The sequence below is a fragment of the Nocardia arthritidis NBRC 100137 genome (assembly GCF_001612765.1).
In the GTDB taxonomy this organism is placed as follows: Bacteria; Actinomycetota; Actinomycetes; order Mycobacteriales; family Mycobacteriaceae; genus Nocardia; species Nocardia arthritidis.
In genome coordinates this window covers 247,295-274,026 of the sequence record NZ_BDBB01000005.1, presented here as the reverse complement: position 1 = coordinate 274,026, position 26,732 = coordinate 247,295, and the positions used below count along the sequence as shown (strand labels likewise).

General features: G+C 69.1%; 26 protein-coding genes. 15 read left to right on the top strand and 11 right to left on the bottom strand.

Annotation, left to right across the window (positions count from 1 at the left end; translation table 11 throughout):
- Positions 1-107: 107 nt before the first annotated feature.
- From NA8_RS05415 to NA8_RS05380, 9 genes are all read left to right on the top strand, one after another.
- The gene (locus tag NA8_RS05415; protein ID WP_063049229.1) at positions 108-386 is read left to right on the top strand and encodes a hypothetical protein; all 279 of its coding nucleotides are present in this window, start codon (positions 108-110) and stop codon (positions 384-386) included.
- Positions 387-690: 304 nt separating this feature from the next.
- Entirely contained in the window at positions 691-780 is a 90-nt protein-coding gene (locus tag NA8_RS35675; protein ID WP_312038717.1) for an Ms4533A family Cys-rich leader peptide, read from the top strand.
- A 206-nt stretch (positions 781-986) separates the two neighbouring features.
- A complete protein-coding gene (locus tag NA8_RS05410) occupies positions 987-2,033 on the top strand; it encodes a sulfate ABC transporter substrate-binding protein (protein WP_063049228.1) in 1,047 nt (348 codons plus the stop codon).
- Positions 2,034-2,159: 126 nt separating this feature from the next.
- Entirely contained in the window at positions 2,160-2,960 is an 801-nt protein-coding gene (gene cysT, locus NA8_RS05405) for a sulfate ABC transporter permease subunit CysT (RefSeq protein WP_063049266.1), read from the top strand.
- The gene (cysW, locus tag NA8_RS05400; protein ID WP_040865542.1) at positions 2,957-3,763 is read left to right on the top strand and encodes a sulfate ABC transporter permease subunit CysW; all 807 of its coding nucleotides are present in this window, start codon (positions 2,957-2,959) and stop codon (positions 3,761-3,763) included. The genes cysT and cysW overlap by 4 nt, the downstream gene beginning before the upstream one ends.
- Positions 3,760-4,755, top strand: a complete 996-nt coding sequence (locus NA8_RS05395; protein ID WP_063049227.1) for a sulfate/molybdate ABC transporter ATP-binding protein — start codon at positions 3,760-3,762, stop codon at positions 4,753-4,755. The genes cysW and NA8_RS05395 overlap by 4 nt, the downstream gene beginning before the upstream one ends.
- A 557-nt stretch (positions 4,756-5,312) precedes the next feature.
- The gene (locus NA8_RS05390) at positions 5,313-6,419 is read left to right on the top strand and encodes an Hsp70 family protein (RefSeq protein ID WP_245663676.1); all 1,107 of its coding nucleotides are present in this window, start codon (positions 5,313-5,315) and stop codon (positions 6,417-6,419) included.
- Between the two features lie 152 nt (positions 6,420-6,571).
- The gene (locus NA8_RS05385; RefSeq protein ID WP_439957363.1) at positions 6,572-7,588 is read left to right on the top strand and encodes an AurF N-oxygenase family protein; all 1,017 of its coding nucleotides are present in this window, start codon (positions 6,572-6,574) and stop codon (positions 7,586-7,588) included.
- 6 nt (positions 7,589-7,594) lie between these two features.
- The gene (locus tag NA8_RS05380; RefSeq protein WP_063049224.1) at positions 7,595-9,181 is read left to right on the top strand and encodes an FAD-dependent oxidoreductase; all 1,587 of its coding nucleotides are present in this window, start codon (positions 7,595-7,597) and stop codon (positions 9,179-9,181) included.
- 66 nt (positions 9,182-9,247) lie between these two features.
- On the opposite strand, the gene NA8_RS05375 is transcribed toward NA8_RS05380, so the two are convergent.
- The gene (locus tag NA8_RS05375) at positions 9,248-10,009 is read right to left on the bottom strand and encodes an SDR family NAD(P)-dependent oxidoreductase (protein WP_063049223.1); all 762 of its coding nucleotides are present in this window, start codon (positions 10,007-10,009) and stop codon (positions 9,248-9,250) included.
- Between the two features lie 537 nt (positions 10,010-10,546).
- On the opposite strand from NA8_RS05375, the gene NA8_RS05370 reads away from it, so the two are divergent.
- Positions 10,547-12,718 (top strand): Hsp70 family protein, encoded by a 2,172-nt coding sequence (locus NA8_RS05370; protein WP_063049222.1) that lies wholly within the window; start codon positions 10,547-10,549, stop codon positions 12,716-12,718.
- A gap of 97 nt (positions 12,719-12,815) precedes the next feature.
- Entirely contained in the window at positions 12,816-13,610 is a 795-nt protein-coding gene (locus NA8_RS05365; protein ID WP_063049265.1) for an HAD family hydrolase, read from the top strand.
- A 36-nt stretch (positions 13,611-13,646) separates the two neighbouring features.
- Here the strand turns inward: NA8_RS05365 and NA8_RS05360 are convergent, their stop codons facing one another.
- On the bottom strand, positions 13,647-14,057 hold the full coding sequence (locus NA8_RS05360) for a VOC family protein (protein ID WP_063049221.1): 411 nt from the start codon (positions 14,055-14,057) through the stop codon (positions 13,647-13,649).
- Between the two features lie 99 nt (positions 14,058-14,156).
- On the opposite strand from NA8_RS05360, the gene NA8_RS05355 reads away from it, so the two are divergent.
- Positions 14,157-15,125, top strand: a complete 969-nt coding sequence (locus NA8_RS05355; RefSeq protein ID WP_063049220.1) for a helix-turn-helix transcriptional regulator — start codon at positions 14,157-14,159, stop codon at positions 15,123-15,125.
- 27 nt (positions 15,126-15,152) lie between these two features.
- Here the strand turns inward: NA8_RS05355 and NA8_RS33490 are convergent, their stop codons facing one another.
- Together NA8_RS33490 and NA8_RS05345 are read right to left on the bottom strand one after the other, a co-directional pair.
- Positions 15,153-15,836: an SGNH/GDSL hydrolase family protein gene (locus NA8_RS33490; protein WP_063049219.1), complete on the bottom strand. Its 684-nt coding sequence runs from the start codon at positions 15,834-15,836 to the stop codon at positions 15,153-15,155.
- 8 nt (positions 15,837-15,844) lie between these two features.
- Positions 15,845-17,257 carry an MFS transporter gene (locus NA8_RS05345; protein ID WP_063049218.1) on the bottom strand — a complete coding sequence of 471 codons (1,413 nt, stop codon included), beginning with the start codon at positions 17,255-17,257 and terminating at the stop codon, positions 15,845-15,847.
- A gap of 102 nt (positions 17,258-17,359) precedes the next feature.
- Here NA8_RS05345 and NA8_RS05340 point away from each other — a divergent pair, with 102 nt between their 5' ends.
- Positions 17,360-17,992, top strand: a complete 633-nt coding sequence (locus tag NA8_RS05340) for a TetR/AcrR family transcriptional regulator (RefSeq protein ID WP_063049217.1) — start codon at positions 17,360-17,362, stop codon at positions 17,990-17,992.
- On the opposite strand, the gene NA8_RS05335 is transcribed toward NA8_RS05340, so the two are convergent.
- The 7 genes from NA8_RS05335 to NA8_RS35670 form a co-directional block, all read right to left on the bottom strand.
- Complete coding sequence (locus tag NA8_RS05335; RefSeq protein WP_063049216.1) at positions 17,989-18,675, bottom strand: hypothetical protein; 687 nt, start codon at positions 18,673-18,675, stop codon at positions 17,989-17,991. The genes NA8_RS05340 and NA8_RS05335 overlap by 4 nt on opposite strands.
- Before the next feature lie 109 nt (positions 18,676-18,784).
- Positions 18,785-19,615, bottom strand: a complete 831-nt coding sequence (locus NA8_RS05330) for a sirohydrochlorin chelatase (protein WP_084466535.1) — start codon at positions 19,613-19,615, stop codon at positions 18,785-18,787.
- 1 nt (position 19,616) lies between these two features.
- Positions 19,617-20,912 (bottom strand): sulfate adenylyltransferase subunit 1, encoded by a 1,296-nt coding sequence (locus NA8_RS05325; protein ID WP_063049214.1) that lies wholly within the window; start codon positions 20,910-20,912, stop codon positions 19,617-19,619.
- 1 nt (position 20,913) lies between these two features.
- The gene (cysD, locus tag NA8_RS05320; RefSeq protein WP_063049213.1) at positions 20,914-21,840 is read right to left on the bottom strand and encodes a sulfate adenylyltransferase subunit CysD; all 927 of its coding nucleotides are present in this window, start codon (positions 21,838-21,840) and stop codon (positions 20,914-20,916) included.
- Between the two features lie 73 nt (positions 21,841-21,913).
- A complete protein-coding gene (locus tag NA8_RS05315) occupies positions 21,914-22,630 on the bottom strand; it encodes a phosphoadenylyl-sulfate reductase (RefSeq protein WP_063049212.1) in 717 nt (238 codons plus the stop codon).
- A gap of 20 nt (positions 22,631-22,650) precedes the next feature.
- Positions 22,651-24,465 carry a nitrite/sulfite reductase gene (locus NA8_RS05310; protein ID WP_281198954.1) on the bottom strand — a complete coding sequence of 605 codons (1,815 nt, stop codon included), beginning with the start codon at positions 24,463-24,465 and terminating at the stop codon, positions 22,651-22,653.
- Positions 24,466-24,590: 125 nt separating this feature from the next.
- Positions 24,591-24,683 carry an Ms4527A family Cys-rich leader peptide gene (locus tag NA8_RS35670; protein WP_357037344.1) on the bottom strand — a complete coding sequence of 31 codons (93 nt, stop codon included), beginning with the start codon at positions 24,681-24,683 and terminating at the stop codon, positions 24,591-24,593.
- 213 nt (positions 24,684-24,896) lie between these two features.
- On the opposite strand from NA8_RS35670, the gene NA8_RS05305 reads away from it, so the two are divergent.
- Positions 24,897-25,304 (top strand): SgcJ/EcaC family oxidoreductase, encoded by a 408-nt coding sequence (locus NA8_RS05305; RefSeq protein WP_063049211.1) that lies wholly within the window; start codon positions 24,897-24,899, stop codon positions 25,302-25,304.
- A 216-nt stretch (positions 25,305-25,520) separates the two neighbouring features.
- Positions 25,521-26,729, top strand: coding sequence for a radical SAM family heme chaperone HemW (hemW, locus tag NA8_RS05300; RefSeq protein ID WP_084466534.1), 1,209 nt, complete (start codon positions 25,521-25,523; stop codon positions 26,727-26,729).
- Positions 26,730-26,732: the final 3 nt, after the last annotated feature.

Below are 26,732 nucleotides of genomic sequence, written 5' to 3'. Positions count from 1 at the left end.
AATCTTCGGGCCGAGGTGCGCCCGGCGTCCACCGCGCGGTTCCCCGGCTGTGCCGCCGTGGCCGACGGACTCGTGGAACCGGCAGGCGAACCGACTAGGCTGGACCCGTGCATCGCATCGCAGGTTGGTGGGACGGCTTCGAGCTGTGGGTCGCGGGGCTGCCGTTCATTCCGCAGTTCCTCGTGGTCCTCGTCGGCATGGTCCCGATCAGCTTCGCCATCGCCTACGGGCTCGATCGCGTGCTGCGCGCCGTCCTGCGCATCCTGGATCGCCGGTACGGCGCCCACCCTTCGCCGGTGCGGCCCGCCCCGGCCGGCGCGCCGGCGATGCTCGAACCCGAGCGGGCCTCCGAGTCCCGCACCCCGGTGCAGAGCGGGGCACGCTGATGCCTCGGTCGAGGGTTCAGCTCGCCCTCGTCGCCCTGCTGGTGCTCATCGTCGTCGCCTGGTTGATCGCCCGCTGAAGGTCGGCTCGCAACCCCGACAGTGTGGGCAGCGCCACGTCGAACCCCGCCCAGTGACCGCGAGGTAACCAGCGCGGTGCGGTCGGCAGGGCGCTCCACGTGCGGTTACCGATGCCGTGGAACTGGGACCGTACCCGACCGGCGACTGTTGGCCCTGGGGATGAAACCGCCCTCTTCCTGGGACTCTTCGATTCGAACTCCGTCGTCGGCTCTGATAAGGTCTGCCCGTGTCTTCGAGCGCCGTTCCGCAGGTCCGCCATGAATTGGCGTTGATTGCTGTCGGTGATCTCGCGGTCGCGGACATCTACTGTCGCTGATCGGCAAGAGGGCACGTCCGCGTCTCGTTTCCCAGTAGACCGGCGCGCTTTGCGCAGACGTGCCTGCCCTCTCCAACGGCCCGTTGTGGCCGCTAGTCGCGCCGCTGCCGTATCGCCCGATCGGCAGGTCTGCTGAACCAAACAGATGGTCGCCGCCACCGATGTATTACCGGACAACTGGCGGTCCGCAGGAAAGGTCCACTCCGATGGCTCGCAAATCTTGGCTTTCGCCGCGTCGACGCTACAGCGCCGTTGCCCTCGCCGCACTCGCGGCGGTCGCGCTAACCGCGTGCGGCGGCGGAGCCAGCGACACGACCGGAGGAGACCACGCGGACGGCAGCGGCGGCACGCTGAACCTCTATGCCTACGCCGTGCCGAAGCCCGGCTTCGACAAGGTGATCCCCGAGTTCAACAAGACCGAGCAGGGCAAGGGCGTCCAGATCCAGCAGTCCTACGGCGCCTCCGGCGACCAGTCCCGCAAGGTGAAGGACGGGGCCGAGGCCGACGTCGTCAACTTCTCGGTCGAACCGGACGTCACCCGTCTCGTCGACGCGGGCCTGGTCGACGCGAGCTGGAACGCGGACGCCACCAAGGGCATCCCGTTCGGTTCGGTGGTCACGATCGTCGTGCGCAAGGGCAACCCGAAGGGCATCAAGGACTGGGACGACCTGCTGAAGCCGGGCATCGAGGTGGTCACCCCGAACCCGTTCAGCTCCGGTTCGGCCAAGTGGAATCTGCTCGCGCCGTACGCGGCCGAGAGCGACGGCGGCAAGAACGCGCAGGCGGGCCTGGACTACCTGAGCAAGCTGGTCTCCAAGGAGCACGTGAAGGTGCAGCCCAAGTCCGGCCGCGAGGCGACCGAGACCTTCCTGCAGGGCACCGGTGATGTGCTGCTGAGCTACGAGAACGAGGCGATCTTCGCCGAGCGCAACGGTGATCCGATCGAGCACATCGTCCCGCCGGTCACGTTCAAGATCGAGAACCCGGTCGCGGTGCTGAAGAACAGCAAGAACCAGCAGAAGGCGGTCGCCTTCCGCGACTTCCTGTTCACCCCGGAGGGTCAGCAGGCCTGGGCCACCGCCGGTTTCCGTCCGGTCGACCCGAAGATCGCCGCCGACTACGCCGAGGACTTCCCGACCCCGCAGAAGTTGTGGACGATCGCCGACCTCGGCGGCTGGAAGACCGTGGACAAGGAGCTGTTCACCCCGAACACCGGCGCGGTCGCCGTGATCTACGACAACGCGACCAAGTGACCGGGTGGCCCCCGTTACACCGGATACTGGACGACTGTGACGAAGAGCAGTAACGCCGGGACCGCGCAGACCGGTCCCGGCGTCTCCGACCCCGCGCGCCCGCCTCGCGGCAGGCACTGGTCGTGGCTGCGCGTGACCGGCTCGGTGGGCCCGCTCGGCATCGCCACCGCGGTGCTGTGGCTGAGCATCATCGTGCTGCTGCCGCTGGCGGCGCTCACCGTGACGAGCTTCGAGGACGGGTGGTCCGGCTTCTACGACGCCGTCACCGCGCCTGCCGCGCTGGACTCGCTGCGCATCACCGTGCTGGTCTCGGTGGTGGTGGCGGTGATCAACGTGGTGATGGGCACGCTGATCGCCTGGGTACTGGTCCGTGACCAGTTCCCCGGCAAAAGCGTCGTCAACGCGCTGATCGACCTGCCGTTCGCGCTGCCGACGATCGTCGCCAGCATCGTGCTGCTCTCGCTGTACGGTCCGCAGAGCCCGATCGACATCCATCTGAACGCCACCCAGCCGGGCCTGGTGGTCGCGTTGGCGTTCGTCACACTGCCTTTCGTGGTGCGTTCGGTGCAGCCGGTGCTGATCGAGGCCGACCGCGAGGTCGAGCAGGCCGCGCTCTCGCTGGGTGCGAACAACTGGACCACGTTCCGCAGTATCGTGCTGCCCGCCCTGACGCCCGCGATCATCAGCGGCGGCGGGCTGGCCTTCGCCCGCGCGATCGGTGAGTACGGCTCGGTGGTGCTGATCGGTGGCGCGATCCCGCGCAAGACCGAGATGGCCTCCCAGTACATCCAGAAGCAGATCGAGATCGACCGGCCGGTGAACGCGGCGGCCGTGTCGGTCGCGCTGCTGGCCATCTCGTTCGCGACGTTGCTCGTGCTGCGGCTGCTCGCCGAACGCAGCGCGCGCAAGGAGCAGGCGGCCCGATGAATCTGCATCCGTTGACCCGCATCTCGTTGCGGACGGTAGCGCTCGGCTACCTGCTGGTGCTGCTGGTCCTGCCGCTGGTCATCATCCTGTGGCGCACATTCGAGCGCGGGATCGGTGCGTTCGCCGACTCGATCACCACGCCGGCGGCGATCTCGGCGTTCCAGTTGTCCATCCTGATCGTCGCGATCACCGTCCCGGTGAACGTGATCTTCGGCATCGTGACGGCGCTCGCGCTGGTTCGGGGGAAGTTCCCGGGCCGCAATCTGGTCCAGGGCATCGTGGACCTGCCGTTCGCCGTCTCGCCCGTCGTGGTCGGCGTCTCGCTGATCCTGCTGTGGGGAGCGGGCGGGTGGTTCGGCGGCCTGGAAGAACTGGGCTTCAAGGTCATCTTCAACCTGCCGGGCATGGTGATCGCCACCATCTTCGTCACGCTGCCGTTCGTGGTACGCGAGGTGGAGCCGGTGCTACACGAGATCGGCGACGACCAGGAACAGGCCGCTGCCACCCTGGGCGCGTCGAAGTGGCAGACATTCTGGCGGATCACGCTTCCAGCGATCCGGTGGGGGCTGACCTACGGCGTGGTGCTCACCGTGGCCCGCGCGCTCGGTGAGTTCGGCGCCGTGATCATGGTGTCCTCCGCGCTGCCGGGCAAGTCACAGACGCTGACGTTGCTCGTGCACGGCCGGTACATCAACGACCACAACACCTTCGGCGCCTACTCCGCCGCGACCTTGCTGATGGGCATCGCCCTCGTCACCCTTCTGCTGATGACCATCCTCGAACGTAAGCGGGGCACCAAGTGATCACCGTGACCAACGCGAACAAGAACTACGGCACGTTCGCGGCCCTCGACAACGTGACCATCGACATCCCCTCCGGCGAGCTCACCGCCTTGCTCGGCCCTTCGGGCTCGGGCAAATCGACGCTGCTGCGCTCGATCGCCGGACTGGAATCGCTGGACTCCGGTGTGGTCAGCATCGCCGGACGCGACGTCACCCGGGTGGCGCCGCAGAAGCGCGACATCGGCTTCGTCTTCCAGCACTACGCGGCGTTCAAGCACATGACCGTGCGCGACAACGTGGCGTTCGGCCTGAAGATCCGCAAGCGCCCGAAGCACGAGATCAGCAAGCGCGTCGACGAATTGCTCGGCATCGTGGGACTGGACGGCTTCCAGCACCGCTACCCGGCCCAGTTGTCGGGTGGTCAGCGGCAGCGCATGGCACTGGCCCGCGCGCTGGCCGTCGATCCGCAGGTGCTGCTGCTGGACGAACCGTTCGGCGCGCTGGACGCCAAAGTCCGTGCCGACCTGCGGACCTGGCTGCGCCGGCTGCACGAGGAGGTCCATGTGACCACCGTGCTGGTCACCCACGACCAGGAGGAGGCGCTCGACGTCGCCGACCGGATCGCGGTGATGAACAAGGGCCGCATCGAGCAGATCGGCACTCCGGAGGACGTGTACGACCGGCCTGCCAACGAGTTCGTCATGTCGTTCCTCGGCGCGGTGGCCCGGCTCAACGGACATCTGGTGCGGCCACACGACATTCGCGTCGGCCGTGACCCGAGCATGGCGCTCGCCGAGCACGAGGGCACCGCGGACTCGGCGGGTGTCACCAGGGCGACGGTCGAGCGTGTGGTCCGTCTCGGGTTCGAAGTACGCGTGGAGCTGCGCAATGCCGCTACCGGCGACCTTTTCTCCGCACAGGTCACCCGCGGTGACGCCGAAGCGCTGCGGCTCTCGGACGGCGAGACGGTCTACGTTCGCGCCACTCGGATCCCGGAACTTCCCATCCACTGAGATTTCGGGGCGCTGTGCTCAGCAGTTGCTGCGGTCGCTGACATTTCGGTGACGGCTCGCTTCGCTCGGGCCGCGGCACGGTTGTCTGCGCCAGGGGCGCGGGGCAGGCCGATGCGGTCGCCCCGATGGTGATCGTGTCGGGTGCAACGCGCTGTGGCGGTGTCCATGGTGGACGGCGGTCCGATGCGCACTCCATCGGCTAATTGCCCGCAGGGTGCGGTGTGGACTCGTCAATGGGAGTCTCCCCATGTGGAGAGGTATCGCCGGGCAAGGTCCGGGGCGGGAACCGGAAACCGGCAAACCTTCGCCGGGCACGAGCTATCCCCGCGTGTCGCAAGGAAATCCGACTGGACGGAATGTGTAGCGCAGGTCGGCCAGGTGAGCGCGTCGGCGAACGCGGAAACGGCCCGGTCGAGCACAGGCGGCTTGCGGACAATCGGTTGTCCGGACTTGGCACGAAGATCGCGGAGTGGTTGCCTAAACGACGTTCGAAGCAAATCGGCACGGCGATCGGGTGGATTGCGATGGCGGTTGGTCTCGGGTTGAGCATCGGTACGGTGAACACGGTTTCCGTTCTCGCGGAGGAAGGTTCGGCCAAGGCTCCGCCGGGGCGACGCAAAAAGCAGCGGGCGCAGCCCATCACGCGCCGGACCACGCTGACCTTTGACAGCACCGGCGTGGCCAGAGTCGGCATGATTCCCCGGCACGGGCGCGCGGTCACCGAATTCGCCGACCTCACGCAGCGTTCCAGCACGTGGGCGCGGGTGGGCAACCGTGCGCTCGCACCGGCGGACCTCGTCGCCACGGTGGCCAAGTGCCTGATCGACGAGGTGGTGCGAGACCATCCGGGATGCGGAACCGGCCTCGGCATCGCGGTGACCTATCCCGCCCGCTACGCCGACGAGCAGGTGGACGCGCTGCGGGCGGCGCTCGACCGCGTCGAACTCACGCAGGTCGCGCTGGTCGCCGAACCCGTCGCCGCGGCGGCCTGGCTGGAAGCCGATCGCGGCCCGCTGATGCCGGGTCTCACGCTGGTCTACGACCTGGGCGGTGCCGGGCTCGACGTCACCTTGGTCCGGGTGGGCGCGGGATGCCCGCGCAATCCGATCGTGGGCGTTCCGCTGCGTTCGACCGAATTCGGCGGACGCGCGTTCGGCGCCTTGATCGCCGAGCACGCCGGACCCGGCCTGTCCTCGTCCTCGGTCTCCGAGTCGGTCGCCGACACGATCGCCGGAGAATTGCGCGCCCGGCACGTCCGGGAATCCCTTCAACTGGTCTACCGCTGCTTGCGGGTCGCGGACGTCACCATGGCCGATGTCGACCGAGTTCTGGTGGTCGGCGGGGCGGCGCGCCCGGCGGAGGTGGCCGAGGTCCTGGCGGCGGAATTGGCCCGACCGGTGATCGCCGGCGCGGACCCGGAGCGAACCACCGCCGATGGCGCCGCGATCATCGGCCGCAGGACCGCGGTCGCGGCCGAGGTGGTGGCCGAACAGCGCCGGGTCCGGCGCCGCCGCACCCGTCGTCGTGCCGCCACGCGGGCCCTCGTGCTGTCGCGGCGGACCCGTCGGCGGCTGGGCCGGGTGGTCGTTGTGACGAGTATGTCGGCGGTCTTCGGTTTCGGGACCTCCCTTCTGGCGGCCGGTGACGGGGTGCTGGTGAGTTAGGCCTCCGGCGAGGTCCGGGAACAGGGGCCGTCCGGCGGTGCGCGTGATGAGGGCGCGCGCCGCCGGGCGGCCCTAGCAACTGCTGGGTTGACGTAACTCTCCGTTGGTGTAACTATGGGATACAGTTAAACGGTTCCATCGAGGAGAGGGCAGTGACGACGATGTCTGCAGCCGTGACACCCGCAGTCGATCCCGATCTGGAGAAGGCGCAGGAGTACGCCGCGAAGCTGCTGCTGCTGTCGGAGGGATCGGTCAACAAGCACTTCGACCCCTTCGAGGACATCGACTGGGACAATCCCGACTTCGCCGCCGACGCCGGTGAGGAGCGTTGGATTCTGCCCGTGTCGGCCGATACCGTGGCCCGCCACCCCTGGTACCAGGCGCTGTCCAAGGAGCAGAAGATCGCGGTCGGCAAGTACCGGCAGGCGAACATCGCCAAGGTCGGCCTGCAGTTCGAGTCGATCCTGATCAGTGGCATGGTCATCCACAACTTCGGCCTGCCGAACGGTTCGCCGGAGTTCCGGTACTGCTCCCACGAGATGATCGAGGAGCACAACCACACCCTGATGTTCCAGGAGATGGTCAACCGCATCGGGCTGGATGTTCCCGGCATGGGCCCGCTGGTCAGCAAGTTCAAGTACCTGGGCGCGCCGGTCGCGGCCTGGTTCCCGAACCTGTTCTTCATGGCCGTGCTGGCCGGTGAGGAGCCGATCGACCACATCCAGAAGCAGATCTTGCGCTCGGGCGAAGACGTGCACCCGATCATGCGCGGCGTGATGGCCATTCACGTCGCGGAAGAGGCGCGGCACATCTCCTTCGCGCACGAGTTCCTGAACAACCACGTGCCGGAGGCGAAGCCCGCGCAGAAGTTCGTCCTCTCGCTGGCCATGCCGCTCGTCATGTGGATCCTCGGCCGCGCGATCGTCACTCCGCCGCGGTCGTTCTTCACCGAGTTCGGCATCCCGGACGAGGTCCGCAAAGAGCTGTTCTTCGGTTCGAAGGAGGCCAAGCGGGTCTTCAGCGACTACTTCTGCGACGTGCGCGCCCTGGCCAAGGACATCGGGCTGATGAACCCGGTCGCCAAGGCGGTCTGGAAGGCGCTCGGGATCGACGGTCCCAGCACGCGGTACCGGTCGGAACCGCTGCGCGCCGCGAGCAAGGTCGCCTGAGCCGGCATGCCGTACGTCGTCACCCAATCCTGCTGCAGCGACGCGTCCTGCGTGTACGCCTGCCCGGTCAACTGCATCCATCCCACGCCCGACGAACCGGACTTCCGGACGGCCGAGATGCTGTACGTCGACCCGAAGGCGTGTGTGGACTGCGGCGCCTGCGCCACCGCGTGCCCGGTCGACGCCATCGTGTCGGCGAAGAAGCTGACCGCCGAACAGAAGCTGTTCATCGAGATCAATGCCGATTTCTACCGGCAGGCCCGGCCGCGTCCGCTGCTGGCGCGACCGGTGCCCGCGGCGCGGATCCACACCGAGCGCACGCCGCTGCGGGTCGCGATCGTGGGATCGGGGCCGTCGGCGATGTACGCCGCCGACGAACTGCTGACCCAGCCCGACGTGTCGGTCACGGTGATGGACCGGCTGCCGGTGCCCTACGGCCTGGCCAGGCACGGCGTCGCGCCGGATCACGGCAAGACCCGTAAGGTGGGCGAGCTGTTCGACGTCATCTGCGCGCAGCCGGGGTTCGGTGCATACCTGAACGTCGAAGTCGGCGCGGACATTTCGCATGCGGAGCTGCTCGACCATTTCCACGCCGTGATCTACGCGGTCGGCGCGTCGTCGGATCGCAAGCTCGGCATTCCGGGTGAGGGCCTGGCGGGCACGGTGTCGGCCACCGATTTCGTCGCCTGGTACAACGGCCATCCCGATTACGCCGACCATGCCTTCGACCTGTCCGCCCGGCGCGCTGTGATCGTCGGCAACGGCAACGTCGCGCTCGACGTCGCGCGCGTGCTGACCTGTGACCCCGCGACGCTGGCGGGCACCGACATCGCGCCGTACGCGTTGCGGGCGTTGCGTGAGAGCAAGATCGAGGAAGTGGTCGTGCTCGGTCGGCGCGGCCCCCTCGAATCCGCCTTCACCGTGCCGGAATTCGTCGGCCTGCTGGGCTGCGATGTGGACATCGTGGTCGAGGGTGAGCTGCCCGCCCTCGGCGCGGAACTACCCTTCCACGTCGAGCAGAAATTGCGGCTGCTGCACAGCGTGCGCACACGGCCGGTGGGGGAGCGCAAGCGCATCGTATTCCGCTACCTGGCCGCGCCCACCGAGATCCACGGGACCGATCGGGTTACCGGACTCGAAATCGGCCGCACCGAGCTCGTCACCGATCCGGACGGCCGCGTCCGCGCCGTGTCGACCGGGCAGACCGATCGCCTCGACGCGGGACTGGTGCTCACCTCGGTCGGCTACCGCGGCGTCGCGGTGCCGGGCTTGCCGTTCGACGAGCAGGCCGCGGTGATCCCGAACCAGGAGGGGCGGGTGCTGGAGCACCCGGACGGACCCGTCGTCACGGGCACCTACGTGACCGGTTGGATCAAGCGCGGGCCCACCGGCTTCATCGGCACCAACAAGTCCTGCGCGCAGGAGACGGTGCGACAGCTGGCCGCGGACTTCAACGCGGGACGCTTGCCCGAGCCCGCCGCGACCGCAGCGGATTTCGATCACATGGTGCGGCTGCGCCAGCCCGCGGTCCGTGCCACGGGAGTGGTGGAAGCCCGCCCCGGCCGAGTCCGCCGCTTGCTGGCTCGCGCCTGACGGACTCCGCCTCGGGATACCCCCCGGCCGCGCGCCGGTATCTCGAGGCGGTCCCCACCTCAGCGGTCAGCGTGCGGTGAAGCCGCCATCGATGGCCAGCGCCGCGCCGGTGACGAAACTCGCTTCGCCACTGAGCAAGTAGGCGCAGAACGAGGCGATCTCCTCCGGCGTCGCGATGCGGCCCACCGGGTGCAGCGCCGCGATGGCAGCCTCGCCCTCGGGCGTCGCGCCCATGGAATTCCGGAACGCCGGCGTGTCGACAGCCCCTGAAACCAGCGCGTTCACCCGTACTCCCTGCCCGGCGGCCTCGAGCGCCACGGCCCTGGTCAAGCCGACCACCCCGTGCTTGGCCGCCACGTACGGCGCCACCGAACCCATGCCGACCACACCGAGATTCGAGGCGTTGTTCAGGATCGCGCCGCCGCCGGTGGCCGCCAGCGCGGGAACCTGATGCCGCAGGCCGTAGAACACGCTGGTGAGATTGAGTTCCAGATCGGCGCGCCAGCCCGCCTCATCGATCTCCGCGACCGGGCCGAAGGCGCACACCGCGCCCGCGTTGTTGAATGCCGCGTCCAGGCGGCCGAATTCGGACAGCGCGGCGTCGGTCAGCCGGGCCACGTCCTGTTCCACCGTGACATCGGTCGGCACGAACAGCGCGCGTCCGCCTGCCGCGCGGATGTCGGCGGCCACCTGATCACCCGCGTCCTTGCCCCGTGCGCCGAGTACGACCGCGGCGCCTTCGCTCGCGACCCGCAGCGCCACCGCCTTGCCCACGCCGGAGGTCGCGCCGGTGATCAGTACGACCTGCTCCGCGAACCGTGTTGCCATCGTTCGATTTCCTCTCCACTCTCGCGATCTCACCTCCGCGGTGGGACCCGTTATCGAGTCAAGCCGGACGCGAACCACGACGCTGGCGAGTATCGGACATCTAGTTGATGTGTCATTCGACCTTCCGAAGTGGCGATCGGCTGAAATCCGCGCTGATGGCAAGTATTTGGTTACCGACCGGTTGGTGTCCGTCCTTCGGTGTGTTTTCCGCCCGCCGAACCGGCGTTCGGTCTGGTTGACTTCGGCATATCGGGATCGCTGTGTGGTAGCGGAATGATCGGAATCGCCGGATGATTCGCGGTGTCGAGTGGGCTGGACGCTCATGTCGACTCGTATCTACCTGGCATTTCGGATGACTATTGCTGAAGGTAGAACAATCCATATCAATTGCGCATCCGCACGGACGCGAAACAGCTAACCTGTGGTGGCTGTTTGGAAGACGACCGCGGCCACAGGGGAACGCCATGTGATGGACGTGGTCACGGTGCGTTGACGGGATAGCGAATGACTACAGGGCTGGGTTTCAGCATTGGTGCAGTGAACTCCGTGACGGCTTCGGTCAGCGCGGACCGACCACGGCCGGCGGTGCGGTCGCGGCGCACCGCGGTGACCTTCGACGGCGCGGGCGGACTGCGGTTGGGCGGGATCGCGCAATTCGACATGGCGGTCACGAATTTCGCCGATCTCGCCCGTGATCCGGAAGCGGTGATCGTCGGCGGCCGCATCTGGTCGCCTGCCAATCTCGTCGCGGCGGTGGTCGGCGAACTCCGCGCGGTCGAGCCGGGCGCGTCCGAGGCGGGCGTCGTGACCACCTATCCCGCCGTGTACTCCGACAAGCAGGTCGCGTTGCTGCGCCAGGCGCTGGACCTATCCGGGGCGGGTGACGTGCTTCTGGTACCCGAACCCGTCGCGGCCGCGGAATGGCTGGAGCACGAGTACGGCCCGCTGGAAACCAGCTTCGTCTTGATCTACGACCTCGGTGGCACCAGCCTCGATGTGAGCATCGTGCGGGTCGGTCCGGATTGGGACAACCATCCGATGATCGGTAAGCCGGTACGCTCCTACGACTTCGGCGGCAGGCCGCTGGGGTCGATGATCGCGCGCTACGCACCGGACGTGACGCGCGGGTCCGCGGGATTGTCGATGACGTCCATCGTCGACATCGACGGATTGCGCGCGGCACACGTGCAGGACTCGCTGCAACTGGTTCGCGAGTGCGTGCGGGAAGCGGGTGTCACCCTGTCCGATATCGGCAGCATTCTGCTGGTGGGAGGTGCGTCGCGTCCCGCGGAGGTGGCGCGGACACTCGCCGAACTCGGCCGTCCCGTGCTGATCTCGGCGGACCCGGGGCAGACGATCGCCGCGGGCGCCGCCCTCATGGCGGCGCGCACGATGGCGCTCGGCGCCTCGGACGGCCGATCCACCGCGCCGCGGGTGGCGGTGTTCTCCTCTGCCGCGGTGGTATCCGCGGTCGCCATGTCGGCGGTCACGGCCTTCGGCGGACCCACGGTTCCCGAGCTGTCGCCGCTGCTCGAGCGTCTGCCGGAACTCGGCGTGCCGACCGACAGTCTGCTGGTCGACGTCGGAAACGAGCAGCTCGCCGACGCCTGGTCGGCGATGTCCGCCCCCGCCTGGAACTCGGGCCGGGCGCTGCTCGCGCAACGGACCTCCGCCTATACCCGATTCATCACACCGGCCGCACGCGGCGCCGGTTATGGACCTTCGGTGGCGGAGTCGCGGCTCGGCTCGCATCGGGATCCGCGAAACTGCTGCCCCCCGGGCGGATTGCGCTACCGGGGATACGGCGATCCCGCCTACTTCGTGAATCCGCTGCCGTTCGCACCGGTCGTCCGCCCCGCACCCGGGGACATCGCGCCGCCGCCCGTTCCCGGGCAGCCTACGACCCCTGGTCAGCCGGGCCGGCCGGGGCAGGTACCCGGTCAGCCGCCCGCACCCGGAACCGGGACGCCACCGGACTCCACTGTTCCCGCGCCGCAGAACGGTTCGAGGCCGGCGGAGCCCGGTCCGGCGTCCGGCGCGAGCACACCGGGCAGTCCGTCGACCGGGGCGGCCGACGCACCTGGCGCCGGTACGGGCTCGGACGAGCAGGGCGGCTCGGGCTCGAATCCGTCCTCTTCCGGAGGCACGTCCACGGGGGGCTCCTCCTCCGGGGTCGCCGGGGGTACATCCTCCGGCGGAACCGCCTCGAGCAGTGGGTCGACGAGCGACTCCTCCGCGAACGGATCGTCCGGCGACTCGCCGGGCGGGTCGTCGCCGGGTGGGTCGGCCGGCAACTCCTCGACGCACGGCTCATCCTCGGCCGGTGATTCGTCGTCGGGTGGTTCGTCTTCGGCTGGGTCAGCAGGTGATTCGTCGACGCACGGTTCGTCCTCCGGTGGGTCGGCGGGCAATTCATCGTCGGGCGGCTCATCCTCGGCCGGTGATTCGTCGTCGGGTGGTTCGTCTTCGGCTGGGTCAGCAGGTGATTCGTCGACGCACGGTTCGTCCTCCGGTGGGTCGGCGGGCAACTCCTCGGCGGGCGGCTCGTCCAACGGACGCCCGGGCGGCGCGTCGTCGGCGGGTGGTCATTCGGGTGGGAACTCCTCGGGCGCTTCGTCCAGCGGATCACGGGGCCGTTCCGGTTCGGTCGGCGGATCGTCCGCGGGAGGTGCCGGAGGTGCGGGCGGCGGTGGAGCCCGCGGTCGGTAGCCGCGAGCGTTCGCAGGCCCAATTGATCAGCCCGCGTGCGGGTCTCGGCACGCCGGATTCAGCGACGGGTGCGCCGCCGCCGAGGCACAATGGGTTGATGGCATCCGGGGGTCCCCAGCTGATCGCGCTGGACGTGGACGGGACGCTGCTGGACACGGGAACACCGATCAGTACGCGGGTGGTCGCGGCGGTGCGCGCGGCCGTGGCAGCGGGCGCGCATGTCGTGGTCACCACGGGACGCACCCTGTTGACCACCCGTCCGGTGCTCACCGAACTCGGCCTGCTCGAAGGACATGCCCTGTGCTCGAACGGCGCCGTGCACATCGACGTGGCCAGAGGGGAGCCGGTCGCGATCCAGTCGTTCGACCCCGCACCGGCGATCACCGCGTTGCGCGCGCTGTTCCCGGCGATGATCTTCGCCGTGGAAAAGGTCGGCATCGGGACCTGGGCCACCGGGGCCGGTCCCGGCGAGTTCTCCCTCGGCGAGTACCTGCTCGTCGACCACCACGCGGTGAGCAGTGAGCCGACCCCGCGACTGAACGGCTGGCTGCCGGACGGTTCGCTGGAGGAGATGCTGCTCGCGCTGCGCTCCCTGCAAGTGCCGGGTGCGAGCTGGGTGCACGGCGAGTACGGGCCGTGGCTCACCGTATCCCGGCAGGGCGTGTCCAAGGGGTGGGCGCTGGAACAACTCCGCGTCGCCCTCGGGGTGCCGGACGAGGCGACGCTGGCCATCGGTGACGGTTACAACGATCGGGACATGCTGCGCTGGGCAGCACATTCGGTCGCGATGGCCAACGCGCCGACGGACGTCCGTGATCTCGCGGACGAAGTGACCGGCCACGTCCTCGACGACGGCGTCGCCACCGTGCTGGAGCGCTGGTTCCGTCCCTGATACGACCGGGACAGCCTGCCCCCAACACCGTCCGGTCTACGCGGAACCGGTCTCGGCGAGGACCGCGAGGTAGTGCGGGTTGGACATGAGGCCGAGAACGTTGCCGAACGGATCGACGACGGCGGCGGTGACGAAGCCCTCGCCGTTGCCGCGCGGGGTGATGGGGTCGTAGACGGTCGCGCCGAGTTCCAGCAACCGGTCGAATGTCGCCCGCAGGTCGTCGACGTGCCAGTTGACGATCGCGCCGCCGGGCGCGTTGCGTGCTCCGGCCGGGGCGTAGGCGCGGTTCACGATGCCGAATTCGTGCTGGTAGTCACCGATGCGGAACTCGTAGTAGCCGTTGGGCACGTGGTAGTAGGGCTCGGCGCCGAAGAACTCGGTGTACCAGTCCTTGGCGGCCTCCAGGTCGTCGGCGTAGAAGGTGCTCGTCGCCATTCCGCGCAGCATGGTGGTTCTCCTTCGAGTCGTTGTCTTCTGTGCTTGTAGAACCATCATCCGAGCAAAAGTGCGCACCGAATGAGCACTTTTGACGGCAGAATTGCGCGCATGAGAGCGGACCGGTTGGTGGCGATACTGCTGATGATGCAGAGCCGTGGGCGGGTGACGGCCGCACAGGTCGCGGCGGAGCTGGAGACCTCGGTCGCCACGGCGCGCCGGGATCTCGAAGCGCTCTCATCGGCCGGGGTGCCGGTGTATCCGCAGCCTGGGCGCGGCGGCGGCTGGTCGCTGGTGGGCGGTGCGCGCACGGACCTGAGCGGGCTGACGGCGGGGGAGGCGCGGGCGTTGTTCCTGCTGGCCGGTCCCTCCGCCGGTGCGGTGCCGGAGGCGAAGTCGGCGCTGCGCAAGCTGGTCCGGGCGCTGCCGCAGACCTTTCGGGGCGACGCGCAGGCGGCCGCGGATGCCGTGGTGATCGATCCGGCGCGCTGGGGTGCGACCGACCGGGAGTTGCCGCCTGTGGTGGCACTGCTGCAACGCGCTGTCGTGCAGCGCGCCAAGGTGCGGCTGCGCTACGCGAATCGCACCGGCGAGCCGTCCGAGCGTCTCGTCGACCCCTGGGGACTGGTGGACAAGGATGCCGTCTGGTATCTGGTCGCAGGAACCGAGCGGGGGCAGCGGACGTTTCGCGTCGACCGGATCGCGGAGGCGTCGCTCACCGGCGAACCGGCCCACCGCCCGGACGATTTCGACCTCACCGCCGCCTGGGCGCAGGTGGTCGAAGAAATGGAGCGGCGGCGCGCGACCACCGCCGCCACCGTACTGATCTCCGACCGCCTGCTGCCGATCCTGCGCGACCAGCAGGGCAGGAACTGCGTCGTGGACGGCCCGGCCGACGACGGTCGCATCCGGGTCCGCGTCACCGCCCCCACCGCGTGGATGCTCGCCCAGCAGCTGGCCGGCTGGGGCGCCTCGATCGAGGTCCTCGGTCCCGCCGAGGTCCGCGCCGAACTGGCCCGCCTCGGCGCCGAATTGGTGGACCGCTACGGAGGGGATGGTCCGCCCGGTGCTGCCTCGTGACGAATACCGCCCAGCACAGCCCTGGCATCAGCGGGGCGCGAGGACGTGGTCGGCCAGGGTGTGCACCATGGCCGAGGCGAGTACGGCGTGGCCGCTCATGCTGAAGTGGATGAGGTCGGCGCTCATCAGGTCGGGCCGCAGGCGCAGCGGGTGGTCCCAGAGCTCGAGCAGTAGCGCGTCGTAGCGGGCGGCGAGGTCGCGAGTCAGGTCGTTGAGCTGGGCCATCCGCTCGCGCATCGGACGCATCGGCGCCATGCGCTCGACTTCCCAGACATCTGCCAGGGTGAAGGTGACCACCCGCGCTCCGGTGCGGGCCAGCGTGGCGAACATCGTGTCCAGGTTCGTCCGCAGCTCGGTGAGATCGCCGCCGGGCAGGAACAGGTCGTTGCCGCCGCAGCTGAGATGGACGAGATCCGGGCGGAATTCGAGCACACCGGGCAACTGTTCGGCCAGAACCTGGGCGGAGGTGGCGCCGATCCGGCCGGTGTTCAGGTAGGCCAGATCCGGGCGGACCGCGGTGAGCACGGCTGCGACGCGGTCGGCCCAGCCCACCGGTTCGTACCCTGGGCTGGGGTCGCCGACGCCCCGCGCTATGGAGTCGCCGAGCACGGCGTAGCGCCGCCAGGGCGCATCGGCGAGCAGGCGCCGCTGTTGTTCGGGCGGCAGCACCAGGGGATCATTGGTTTCGGTGCGAATAGTGTTGTTGCTCACTGTGTTTCCTAGCTGTCGGAAGAGAACGACGGAGTACGAGCCGGGAGGGCGGCGAGGCAGGCGGCCACGGCGGCGATGCCCGCGCACACGGCGAACAGGGTGTGGAACGCGCCGAGCGGATCGTCGGGACGTGCCGCGAACACGGCGGCGAGTACAGCCACACCGAGCGCGCCGCCCACTTGCCGCGCGGTCAGATTCATGCCGGTTCCGGCGGCGAACTGCTGGGGCGGAAGCGAACTGGCGGACGCGGTGCCCAGTACCGTGACGACGAAGCCGATGCCGCCGCCGCCGAGCACCCCGGCCGGAATCCACGCCGCCCACAGGTTCGGCGTGGCGCCGAAGGCGTCCGTGCTCATCCACACGGTGCACGCCACGAACATCGACACTCCGAGCACGCCGAGCCATCGCCTGACGACCGGCGAGCCGACCCGGCCCGCGACGGTCGCCGTCACCATCGACGCCACCGCCCCGATCGTCATCGCGCCCGCGGAGCCGAGCACCGAGTAGCCCCAGATCGCGTCCAGGAACAGCGGTCCCGCCAGCAGCCAGGCGAACATGGCGGCGCCGAAGACGAACGAGGTCGCGTTGGCCAGCGCGTACGACTTGCTGCGCCACAGCTGCACCGCGATCGCGGGATCGTGGTGGCGCGCCGAACGGGCGAGCGCGGCGACGACCAGCAAGCCACCGCCGATCAGCGCGGTCAGCGTCCCCACCGAGGTCCAGCCCCAGCGCTGCCCCTCCGTGACGCCCGCGACCAGTCCGCCGAGACCCAGTGCGACCGCGAGGGTGCCGAGGGGATCCGGCAACCCGCCGCCCGACCGACGACCGTCCACGGCTGGAATGCGCGCCGCCGCCGCGATCAGCAGCAGCGCCACCGGCACGTTGATCACGAAGACCGCTCGCCAGTCGAATCCTTCGACCAGCGCGCCACCGAGCGCGGGACCGACCACCGCGGCGAACCCGCCCGCGGCCGACCAGGCGCCGATGGCCGCGCCGATCTTTTCCCGCGGCGTGGCGGCGAGTACCAAGCCCAGTGCGGACGGCACCATCAGCGCCGCGGTGCCGCCTTGCAGTACCCGGCCGGCGATGAGCCAGCCCGCCGTCGGCGCGAGGCTGCACAGCAGGGAGGTGAGGGCGAAACCGGCCAGCGCGCCGAGGAACAACCCACGGCGTCCGAGCGCGTCGGCGAAGCGTCCGGCCGGGGTGAGCAGCGCGGCGAAGGCGACCGCGTATCCGCTGACGACCCAGGTCAGCGTGGTGGTGGCCGTACTGGGGTAGTCCCGGGCGATCGAAGGGAAGGCGATATTGACGACCGAGAGGTCGAGGAAAGCGATGAATGCCGCGCCGCAGGCGATCAGCAAGATTCGGGTAGCCGCGGGCGCGGTCGGCGGGCTGTCGAGCCGCACGGACGCGTCGGTCATGGGAAGTCCTTAGAAGCAGGGAAACAAAACGCACGATCGTTCGTTCAATTAAACTACGACCATACGTTCGTATGTGCAACAGCGAAGTGGAAGAATGAGGTCATGACCGAGTCCGTCACCGCGGGCGACCCGCCGCGCGGCACCGATCAGCGCTTGGCGAAAGGCGCTCGCGCGCGGGCGTCGATCGCGCGCCGCGCCGCCGATGTGGCGTCCGTCGAAGGACTGAACGGCGTCAGCATCGGCCGATTGGCCACAGATCTGGGACTGAGCAAGAGCGGGATCGCCACCCTCTTCGGCAGCAAGGAGAGCTTGCAGGTCGCGGCGGTGAAGTCCGCGCGGCAGGTCTTCATCGACGAGGTCATCACGCCGAGCTCGAGCGAGCCCGCCGGACTACCGCGCCTGCGGGCCTTGGTCGAGCGCTGGTTCGGTCAGGTGGTCGAGCCGGCGTTTCCCGGCGGATGTTTCCGCGTAGCGACCCTGGCCGAGTTCGACAGCAGACCGGGCCCGGTGCGCGATGCCATCGCCGAAGACCGCCGGGACTGGCTCGCGTTCTTGGTGGAGCAGATTCGCCGCGCCCAAGAGCAAGGGCATCTCGGTGGCCGCACGGCCGATGCCGTGGCGTTCGAACTGGACGCGGTGATCGCCGCCGCGCACACCGCCCGTCAGATGGGCGATGAGTCGGGCGTCGCGACCGCGCGCGCCGTCGTGGCGGATCTGCTCGCGACGTCCGGCTAATCGTTCGGCGAGCCGTTGACCAGGTAGTCCAGGTAAGAACCCGGGATCGGGAGCAGTTCCACGCCGTCCGCGTCCACGATATGGGGCCGGATGGCGCCGGTGGGCGTGATCTCGGGGCTTTCGATCAGCACCGTCGTCGCGACCGGAAGGGCGAAGAACTGCACCGCGAACGGCATGGCGGCGGCCAGTTCGAGCAGGGTGGTGTAGTACGACGCGCGGTGCGCGTGATCTTCGAAGCACTCGACCGACCAACCGGAGAAATCCGGGTCCTTCGTCGCGGTGCGGGCCAGCACCAGCACCGGCGACTCGAGCCCGCACGACGAGACGATCGCCTGCTGATCCTCGCCGGGAAAGTCGAGCCGGTCGGCCAGGCCGACACCGGCCGCGACTTCGCGCTGAAACCAGACGTCGCGCAGTGTGCGATCGACCTGCTCGGCCCAGTTCTGCGCATCGGTGCGTTCGGCCAACCCCAGTGTGCCGTCGTCGCGGCCGCGTACCCGGACGAGATTCCAGCCGACGCGGATCGTCTCGCCGGGGTGGTACCGCGTGCCCGCCGCGACGGTGGATTCCAGGTAGGACAGCAACCAGGTCTCCATGCCGGTCAGCTGCGGCTCGGTGGAAACGACGGTGAACTCGGGGTGTCCGTGGCTGGCGCAGGAGGTGGTGCGGAACGACTCGGCCATGCCATGTTCCTAGCACGCGGCAGCACCGACGAAAGGCAGGCATGGCTCACCGGGGGAGAGAACAGGGGGGTGGTCGTCCGCAGCGGCGGAGACCTTCTCGCGTACGCCGTCAGGCCGAAAGCGCGCGCGTCTCGACGATCGCCGCGTGGTAGCGATCGAGGACGACCTGGGCGAGGGCCGGATGGGCGCCGAGCACATCGGCGTGGATCGCCTGCGGCGCGGCGCGGGCCAAGCGATCGGTCAGCAAGCCGGGTGCGAGGAACCACGGCGCGACCAGCACGTGGTCCGCGCCGCGGGCGTGCAGTCGCGAGACCGCCTCCGGGACGGACGGTTCGGTGGTCGCGAAGCAGATCTCGGTACGCCAGCCGGTGCGGGCGGCCAAGCGGGCGGCCACTTCGGCGGTCCGGGCGTTGGCCGCGGCCGACGATGATCCGACCGCCGCGACCGCGACACCCAGGCGCCGGCCCGCTGAGGCGTGCGCGGCGCCACCGGCGGCGAGGACCCGGTCGCGCAACGCACCGACCAATCCGGCATCCACGCCGAGAACGTCGGCTTGGGTCAACCGCAGCCCGGGATGGCGCGCGCCTGCCGTGGCGAGCAGTCCAGGCAGGTCGACCCTGGCGTGGAAGGCGCTGCCGAGCAGCAGCGGTGTCACCACCGCATGCGTATGCCCTTCGGCGGCAACGGCATCCACGACCTGTTCGACCGACGGGGCGGTGAGGTCGAGGAACGCCGTACGAACGTCGAGCTCCGGCCGCGCGGCCGCGACCGCGCCGACCACCTCCGCGACCGTCGCGGCCGAGCGCGGATCACGACTGCCGTGGGCCACCGCGATCAGGGCGGGCGGCCGCGGTGCGCTCCCGCCGAGCACGGCCCGGGAGGCCGCGCAGCCCGGACGGGCCGCCGACGGAGTGCCGAAAAGTGCTCGCCGCGCTGCCATGTCAGCCTCCGGTGCCGACCTCTACGGCGGACAGCACATCGCCGACCAGACCGGCCGCCAGCGTGTTGCCACCGGCCGGGTCGATCAGCAGGAAGCTGCCGGTATGCCGGTTCGCCCGGTAGTCGTCGGCCGGGATGGGCTCGGCGACCCGCACCGATATGCGCCCGATGTCGTTGAGTTCCAATGCTTCCGGGCTCGGATCTGCCGCGAGCCGCTGCTCGTCGAAGCGCTCCAGCAGCGTGCCGACGATCGCCTGCGTGGTGCGGGTGCCGTGCTTGAGCAGCAGTCGAGCACCCGGCCGCAGCGGCTTGTCACCCAGCCAGCACACGGTGGCGTCGAAGGTGTCGACCGGTTCCGGCGCGTCGGCGGCCGAGGCGATGATGTCGCCCCGGGAGATGTCGACGTCGTCGGTCAGGATCAGCGTGACGCTGCGCCCGGTCTGCGCCACCGCGAGTTCGCCGTCCGGGGTGTCGATCCGCTCGACGGTCGTGCGGATGCCCGAGGGCAGCACCACGACCTCGTCGCCCGGAGCCACCGCGCCCGCCGCGATCTGTCCGGCGTACCCGCGATAGTCCGGGTATTCGGCAGTGCGCGGCCGGATCACGTACTGCACGGGGAACCGCAGGCCCAGCGCGTGACTGCCGGTGCTGTCGGCGTCGACCGGCACCGATTCCAGGTGCTCGATCAGCGAGGGGCCGTTGTAGTACGGGGTGTTGACCGACCGGGAGGCGATGTTGTCGCCGTGCAGCGCCGAGACCGGGATCTCCAGCACGTCCTCGCTCGACCAGCCCAGTGTGCTGGTGAGTGCGTTGAACTCCGCGGAAATGGCGGCGAACACAGCGGCGGCGTCGTCCACCAGATCGATCTTGTTCACCGCGAGCACCAGCTTCGGCACGCCGAGCAGCGCGAGCACGGCGGCATGCCTGCGGGTCTGCTCGATGACGCCCTTGCGCGCGTCCACGAGCAGGATCACCAGTTGCGCGGTGGACGCGCCGGACACGGTGTTGCGGGTGTACTGCACATGCCCGGGGGTGTCCGCGAGTACGAAAGAGCGGCGGGGAGTGGCGAAGTAGCGGTAGGCGACATCGATGGTGATGCCCTGTTCGCGTTCCGCGCGCAACCCGTCCACGAGCAGCGAGAGATCCGGTGTGGCGAGACCCTTGTCCACCGACGCGCGGGTGACGGCGTCGATCTGGTCGGCCAGAACGGATTTCGTGTCGTAGAGCAGGCGTCCGACCAGAGTGGACTTGCCGTCGTCGACAGAACCGGCGGTGGCCAGCCTCAATAGGTCGGACATGTCAGAAATAACCCTCTCGCTTGCGGTCTTCCATCGCGGCTTCGGAAACCCGGTCATCGCCGCGGGTCGCACCACGTTCGGTCAGTCGGGACGCGGCGACCTCGGCGAGGATCGCCTCGTTGTCGGCCGCGTCGGAAAGGATGGCGCCGGTGGTGGAGCCGTCGCCCACGGTGCGATAGCGCACCGACCTGGTCTCCAGCACCTCGCCCTCGCGCGGGCCGCCCCACACGCCGGGCGTCATCCACATACCGTCGCGCAGGTAGACCGGCCGCTCGTGCGCGTAGTAGATGCTCGCCAGATCGATGTCCTCGCGGGCGATGTAGCGCCAGATGTCCAGCTCGGTCCAGTTGCTCAGCGGGAACACCCGCACGTGCTCGCCCGGCGCGTGACGCCCGTTGTACAGGTTCCACAGCTCGGGGCGCTGCCGCTTCGGATCCCACTGGCCGAAGGCGTTACGCAGCGAGAAGATGCGCTCCTTGGCGCGCGAGCGCTCCTCGTCGCGGCGTCCGCCGCCGAACACGGCGTCGAACCGGTGCTCGCTGATCGCGTCCAGCAGCGGGACGGTTTGCAAGGGATTGCGAATGCCGTCCGGGCGCTCGGTGAGCCTGCCGTCGGCGAGGTAGTCCTCCACCTTCGCCACGTGCAGGCGCAGGCCGTAGCGCTCGACCACCTTGTCCCGGAACTCCAGCACCTCGGGCAGGTTGTGCCCGGTGTCCACGTGCAGCAGCGCGAACGGCAGCGGCGCGGGCCAGAACGCCTCGAGCGCCAGATGCAGCAGCACGGTGGAGTCCTTGCCGCCGGAGAACAGGATCACCGGCCGTTCGAACTCGCCCGCCACCTCGCGGAAGATGTGGATCGCCTCGGACTCCAGCGCGGCGAGGGTGTCGAAATCGGTGATGCCGAACGAACGTTGGATGGTTTCGGTCATGCTGTGTCCTTTTTCGCATGCCCGAGGGGCCCTACGTGGTTACGCAGGCTGCCTCCTCCGGGCCCTGACTCGGTCATGCTGTGTGCAACCCGCACTCGGTCTTGGCGAGGCCGGCCCAACGGCCGCTTCGCGGATCGGCTCCCGGCTCCGGCTTCCGTGTGCACGGAGCGCAGCCGATGGATGGATACCCCTCCTCCACCAGGGGGTTGACGAGGATGCCGTGCTTGTCGATGTAGTCCTGCATCTCGTCGTCGGACCACGGCGCGATCGGGTTGATCTTCACCAGTCCGAACGCCTCGTCGAACGAGACCAGCGGTGCGTTCGCCCTGGTCGGCGCCTCCACCCGGCGGATGCCGGTGACCCAGGCGTTGTATCCCGCGAGCGACTTCTGCAACGGGACGACCTTGCGCAACCGGCAGCACTCGTTCGGCTCACGGGCGAACAGATCCTTGCCGAGCAGCTGATCCTGTTCGGCCACCGTGTGTTCCGGCCGCGCGTTGATCACGTTCACCCCGTACACGGCCTCCACCGCGTCCCGGGTGCCGATGGTCTCGGCGAAGTGGTAGCCGGTGTCCAGGAACAGCACGTCGACGCCGGCGCGGATGCCCGCCGCGAGGTGCACCAGCACTCCGTCCTGCATGTTGGAGGCCACGATGTAGTTCGTGCCGAAGGTGTCCTCGGTCCACTGCAGGAGTTCGGTCGCCGAGGCGCCGTCCAGTTCGGCGGCACCGCGCGCGGCGATGGCGCGGAGCTCGTCCTCGGACAGCTTTTCCGCGAGTTGGGTTGTCACAGTTGATCTCCCGTCGACACTTATCTCAGGTCGGCCTCGTCGGCGCGGACCGCCCACTGGGCGAACCTTTCGCCGTCGGTACGTTGCTTGACGAAGTTGCGCACCACACGGTCGATGTAGTCGCCCAGTTCCTGGGTGGTCACCTTGTGCTGGCGCAGTTTGCGCCCGAAGGCGCTGTCGAAGCCGAGGCTGCCACCGAGGTGAACCTGGAAGCCCTCGACGTGATTGCCGTTGCCGTCGTCGACCAGCTGTCCCTTGAACCCGATGTCGGCGATCTGCGAGCGGGCGCAGGAGTTCGGGCAGCCGTTGACGTTGATCGTGATCGGCACGTCCAACTGCGCGTTCAGATCAGCGAGCCGTTCCTCCAGCTCCGGCACCAGCGCCTGGGAGCGCTTGCGGGTCTCGGCGAAGGAGAGCTTGCAGAACTCGATGCCGGTGCAGGCCATCAGATTGCGCCGCCACAGCGAGGGCCGCGCTTGCAGGCCGAGCGGCTCGAGCTCGTCGATCAGCGCGTCCACCTTGTTGTCGGGAACGTCGAGCACGATCAGCTTCTGATACGGGGTGAACCGGACGCGATCGGAGCCGATCCGCTCCACCGCGTCGGCGACCTTGCTCAGGACGGTGCCCGACACCCGGCCCGCGATGGGGGAGAAGCCGACGGCGTTGAGCCCGTTGCGCAGCCGCTGCACGCCGACGTGGTCGATCGGCTTGGTCGGCTGCTGCGGCGCGGGACCGTCGATCAGCTTGCGCTTCAGGTACTCGTCCTCGAGCACCTGGCGGAATTTCTCGATGCCCCAGTCCTTGATCAGGAACTTCAGGCGCGCCTTGGTGCGCAGGCGGCGGTAGCCGTAGTCGCGGAACACCGACACGACGGCTTCCCACACGTCCGGCACCTCGTTCAGCGGCACCCACACGCCCACCCGCTGGGCGAGCATCGGGTTGGTGGACAGGCCGCCGCCGACCCACAGGTCCAGGCCGGGGCCGTGCTCGGGGTGCTCGACACCGATGAACGCCACGTCGTTGATCTCGTGCACCACGTCCTGCTGGCCGGAGATCGCGGTCTTGAACTTGCGCGGCAGGTTGGAGTACTCCTTCTTGCCGATGTAGCGGCGCACGATCTCCTCGATCGCGGGCGTCGGGTCGATGACCTCGTCCAGCGATTCGCCCGCCAGCGGGGACCCGAGCACCACGCGCGGGCAGTCGCCGCACGCCTCGGTGGTCTTCAGTCCGACCGCTTCGATGCGCTTCCAGATCTCGGGGACGTTCTCCACCTCGATCCAGTGGTACTGCACGTTCTCCCGGTCGGACAGATCCGCGGTGTCGCGGGCGAACTCGGTGGAGATCTGACCGAGCGTGCGCAGTTGCGCCAGATTCAGCGCGCCGCCGTCGCAGCGCACGCGCATCATGAAGTACTTGGCTTCGAGCAGATCGATGTTCTCGTCGCCGGTCCAGGTGCCGTCGTAGCCCTGCTCGCGCTGGGTGTACAGGCCCCACCAGCGGAACCGGCCGCGCAAGTCGCCCTTGTCGATGCCGTCGAAGCCGGTCCTGGCGTAGATGTTCTCGATGCGGGCGCGAACGTTGAGCGGGTTGTCGTCCTTCTTGGACTGCTCGTTCGGGTTCAGCGGTTCGCGATAGCCCAGCGCCCACTGCCCCTCGGCCTTGCGGCGCACGGGCTTGCCGGTGCGCACGCGCGGGCCGGTGGAGGTCGCCTCGGGACGCGGGCGATCCGGGCGGACGCGGCGTTCGGAGGCCGGGCGGTCGGGACGCGCGCGATGCCCGGGCTGGGATTCGGGCGTGGGCTGATCGGTCGGACCGGCGTCGGTGCTCGACGTCATAGGGTCGCTCCTGCGGGGTGGGTGGTACATCCTGCTGAAGGGCGTGAGGGGCTGACTCACGCCTGCGGTGTCAGCGGGCCGATGAAGTCGGGGATCGCCGGGGACCCGGGATCGGGCGCGCTGAACTACCGAGGGGAACGAGGCAGACAGCAGGCGCTACACACGCGCTTGTAATCGACGTGGCGACGTGCCACAAGTCGAATCTCCAAAGCGCGCATGCGGCCTATTGTGCCATGTCAGCGAGGGCCTTCCGACCCCCCTTCCGGTATTTCCCGCCATTTTGCGGGAAATCCCCTGGACGTTCGACCCGGTTTGTGACGGCAGTCATAGTCCGGGGCCCGAACCGAGCGTGTGATACGGCCGCCGCCTCGTTTGTGATGCTGCGCACGCCGCTTGACCTCGAGTCAGCTCGAGGTAGCACGCTTGTGGCCATGAGTACCCCAGCGGTCGACACCGCCGCAGAGACCGAGGCCATCCGTGCGGTCGTCGCGAGCGTCCAGCACGCCCAGCGGAACGAACTCGTCGACGAATTCGTCGCGCTGTTCCGGGAGGACGCGATCTGGACCACCGGACACGGCAGCCGACTCTACGGACGTGCCGCCATCGCCGAGTTCACCGCCCGGGTACTGCCGGGGGCCACGGCGCACGGCACGGCGACCTACGAGGTCGAGCACGTGCTGTTCATCCGCCCCGACGTGGCCGCGGTCACGGTGCGCCAGCGTTACTTCACCCTGGACGGCACGCTGGACAGGGAAGGCAGTCCGATGTACGTGATGTCCAAGGAGGACGGCCGCTGGTTGCTCACCGCCAACCAGAACACACCGGTCGTGTCGGACTGAGGCCGGTCACCGTCGAGCAGGTACACGTCCAGGCCATTCCTGCGATCGAAGGGGTTATCGACTCCGGATTCATCGGTGCACGACGGGTCCCGATCCAGCGGGCACGATGGCCGAGGGCTCACCGCGCGAATCGGCCCGAGCCGGAATTCGAGGTCGCTCGGCGCTCGGCGGAGTCCCGGACGTCGGCGCGCGGTCGGCGACGTTCACACTGGACAGGTGAATTCTTCCGTCGCGTCCGCGAGCACCGACACGTCCGTGCCGGTGTTGGGCGATTTCGGCGGCGGGCCGTTCGGGATCTACGTGCACGTGCCGTTCTGTGCCACCCGCTGCGGATACTGCGACTTCAACACCTACACCGCGGGCGAACTCGGCACGTCGGCGTCGCCGCAGTCCTGGGCGGCGGCGGTGCGGGAGGAGCTGACCGCCGCCGCGCGGGAGTTCGCGGCGCTGCCGAGCCCTACGCCGGAGGTCTCCACCGTCTTCGTCGGCGGAGGGACGCCCTCCCTGCTCGGCGGTGACGGGCTCGCCGCGGTGCTGGACGCCGTGCGCGCCGAGTTCACCCTCGCCGCCGGCGCCGAGGTCACCACGGAGTCCAATCCGGAATCCACCTCGCCGCAATTCTTCGAGCGCATCCGCGCGGCCGGGTTCACCAGGGTCTCGCTGGGCATGCAGTCCGCCGCGGCGCACGTGCTGAAGGTGCTCGATCGCACGCACACCCCCGGACGCGCCGTGGCCGCCGCGCGCGAGGCCCGCGCCGCGGGATTCGAGCACGTCAACCTGGACCTGATCTACGGGACGCCGGGCGAGCGGGACGCCGATCTGGACGCCAGCCTGGAGGCGGTGCTCGCCGCGGGCGTCGATCACGTCTCGGCCTACTCGCTGATCGTGGAGGACGGCACCGCGCTGGCCCGGCGGGTCCGTCGTGGCGAGTTGCCCGCGCCGGACGACGACGTGCTCGCCGCCCGCTACGAACGGATCGACGCGCGACTGCGATCGGCGGGGCTCGACTGGTATGAGGTGTCGAACTGGGCCGCGGGCGACGCTGCGGTCTGCAGGCACAACCTCGGCTACTGGGACGGCGGTGACTGGCTCGGCGCCGGCCCGGGCGCGCACAGTCACGTCGGCGGCGTGCGGTGGTGGAACGTCAAGCACCCCGCGCGGTACGCGGATCGGGTCGCCACGGGCGCGTTGCCCGCCGCGGGCTGGGAAGCCCTCAGCGCGGACGAGCGATACACCGAGCGGGTCATGCTCGCCGTCCGGCTGCGCACCGGCCTGCCGCTGGCCGATCTGGCGTCCTCCGCTCTCGTCGCCGTCGACCGGGTGGTCGGCGACGGCCTGGCTACGCGCACCGCCGACGACCGGCTCGTCCTCACCGACCGCGGCCGTCTCCTGGCCGACGGTGTGGTCCGCGAGCTGCTCGAATGACCC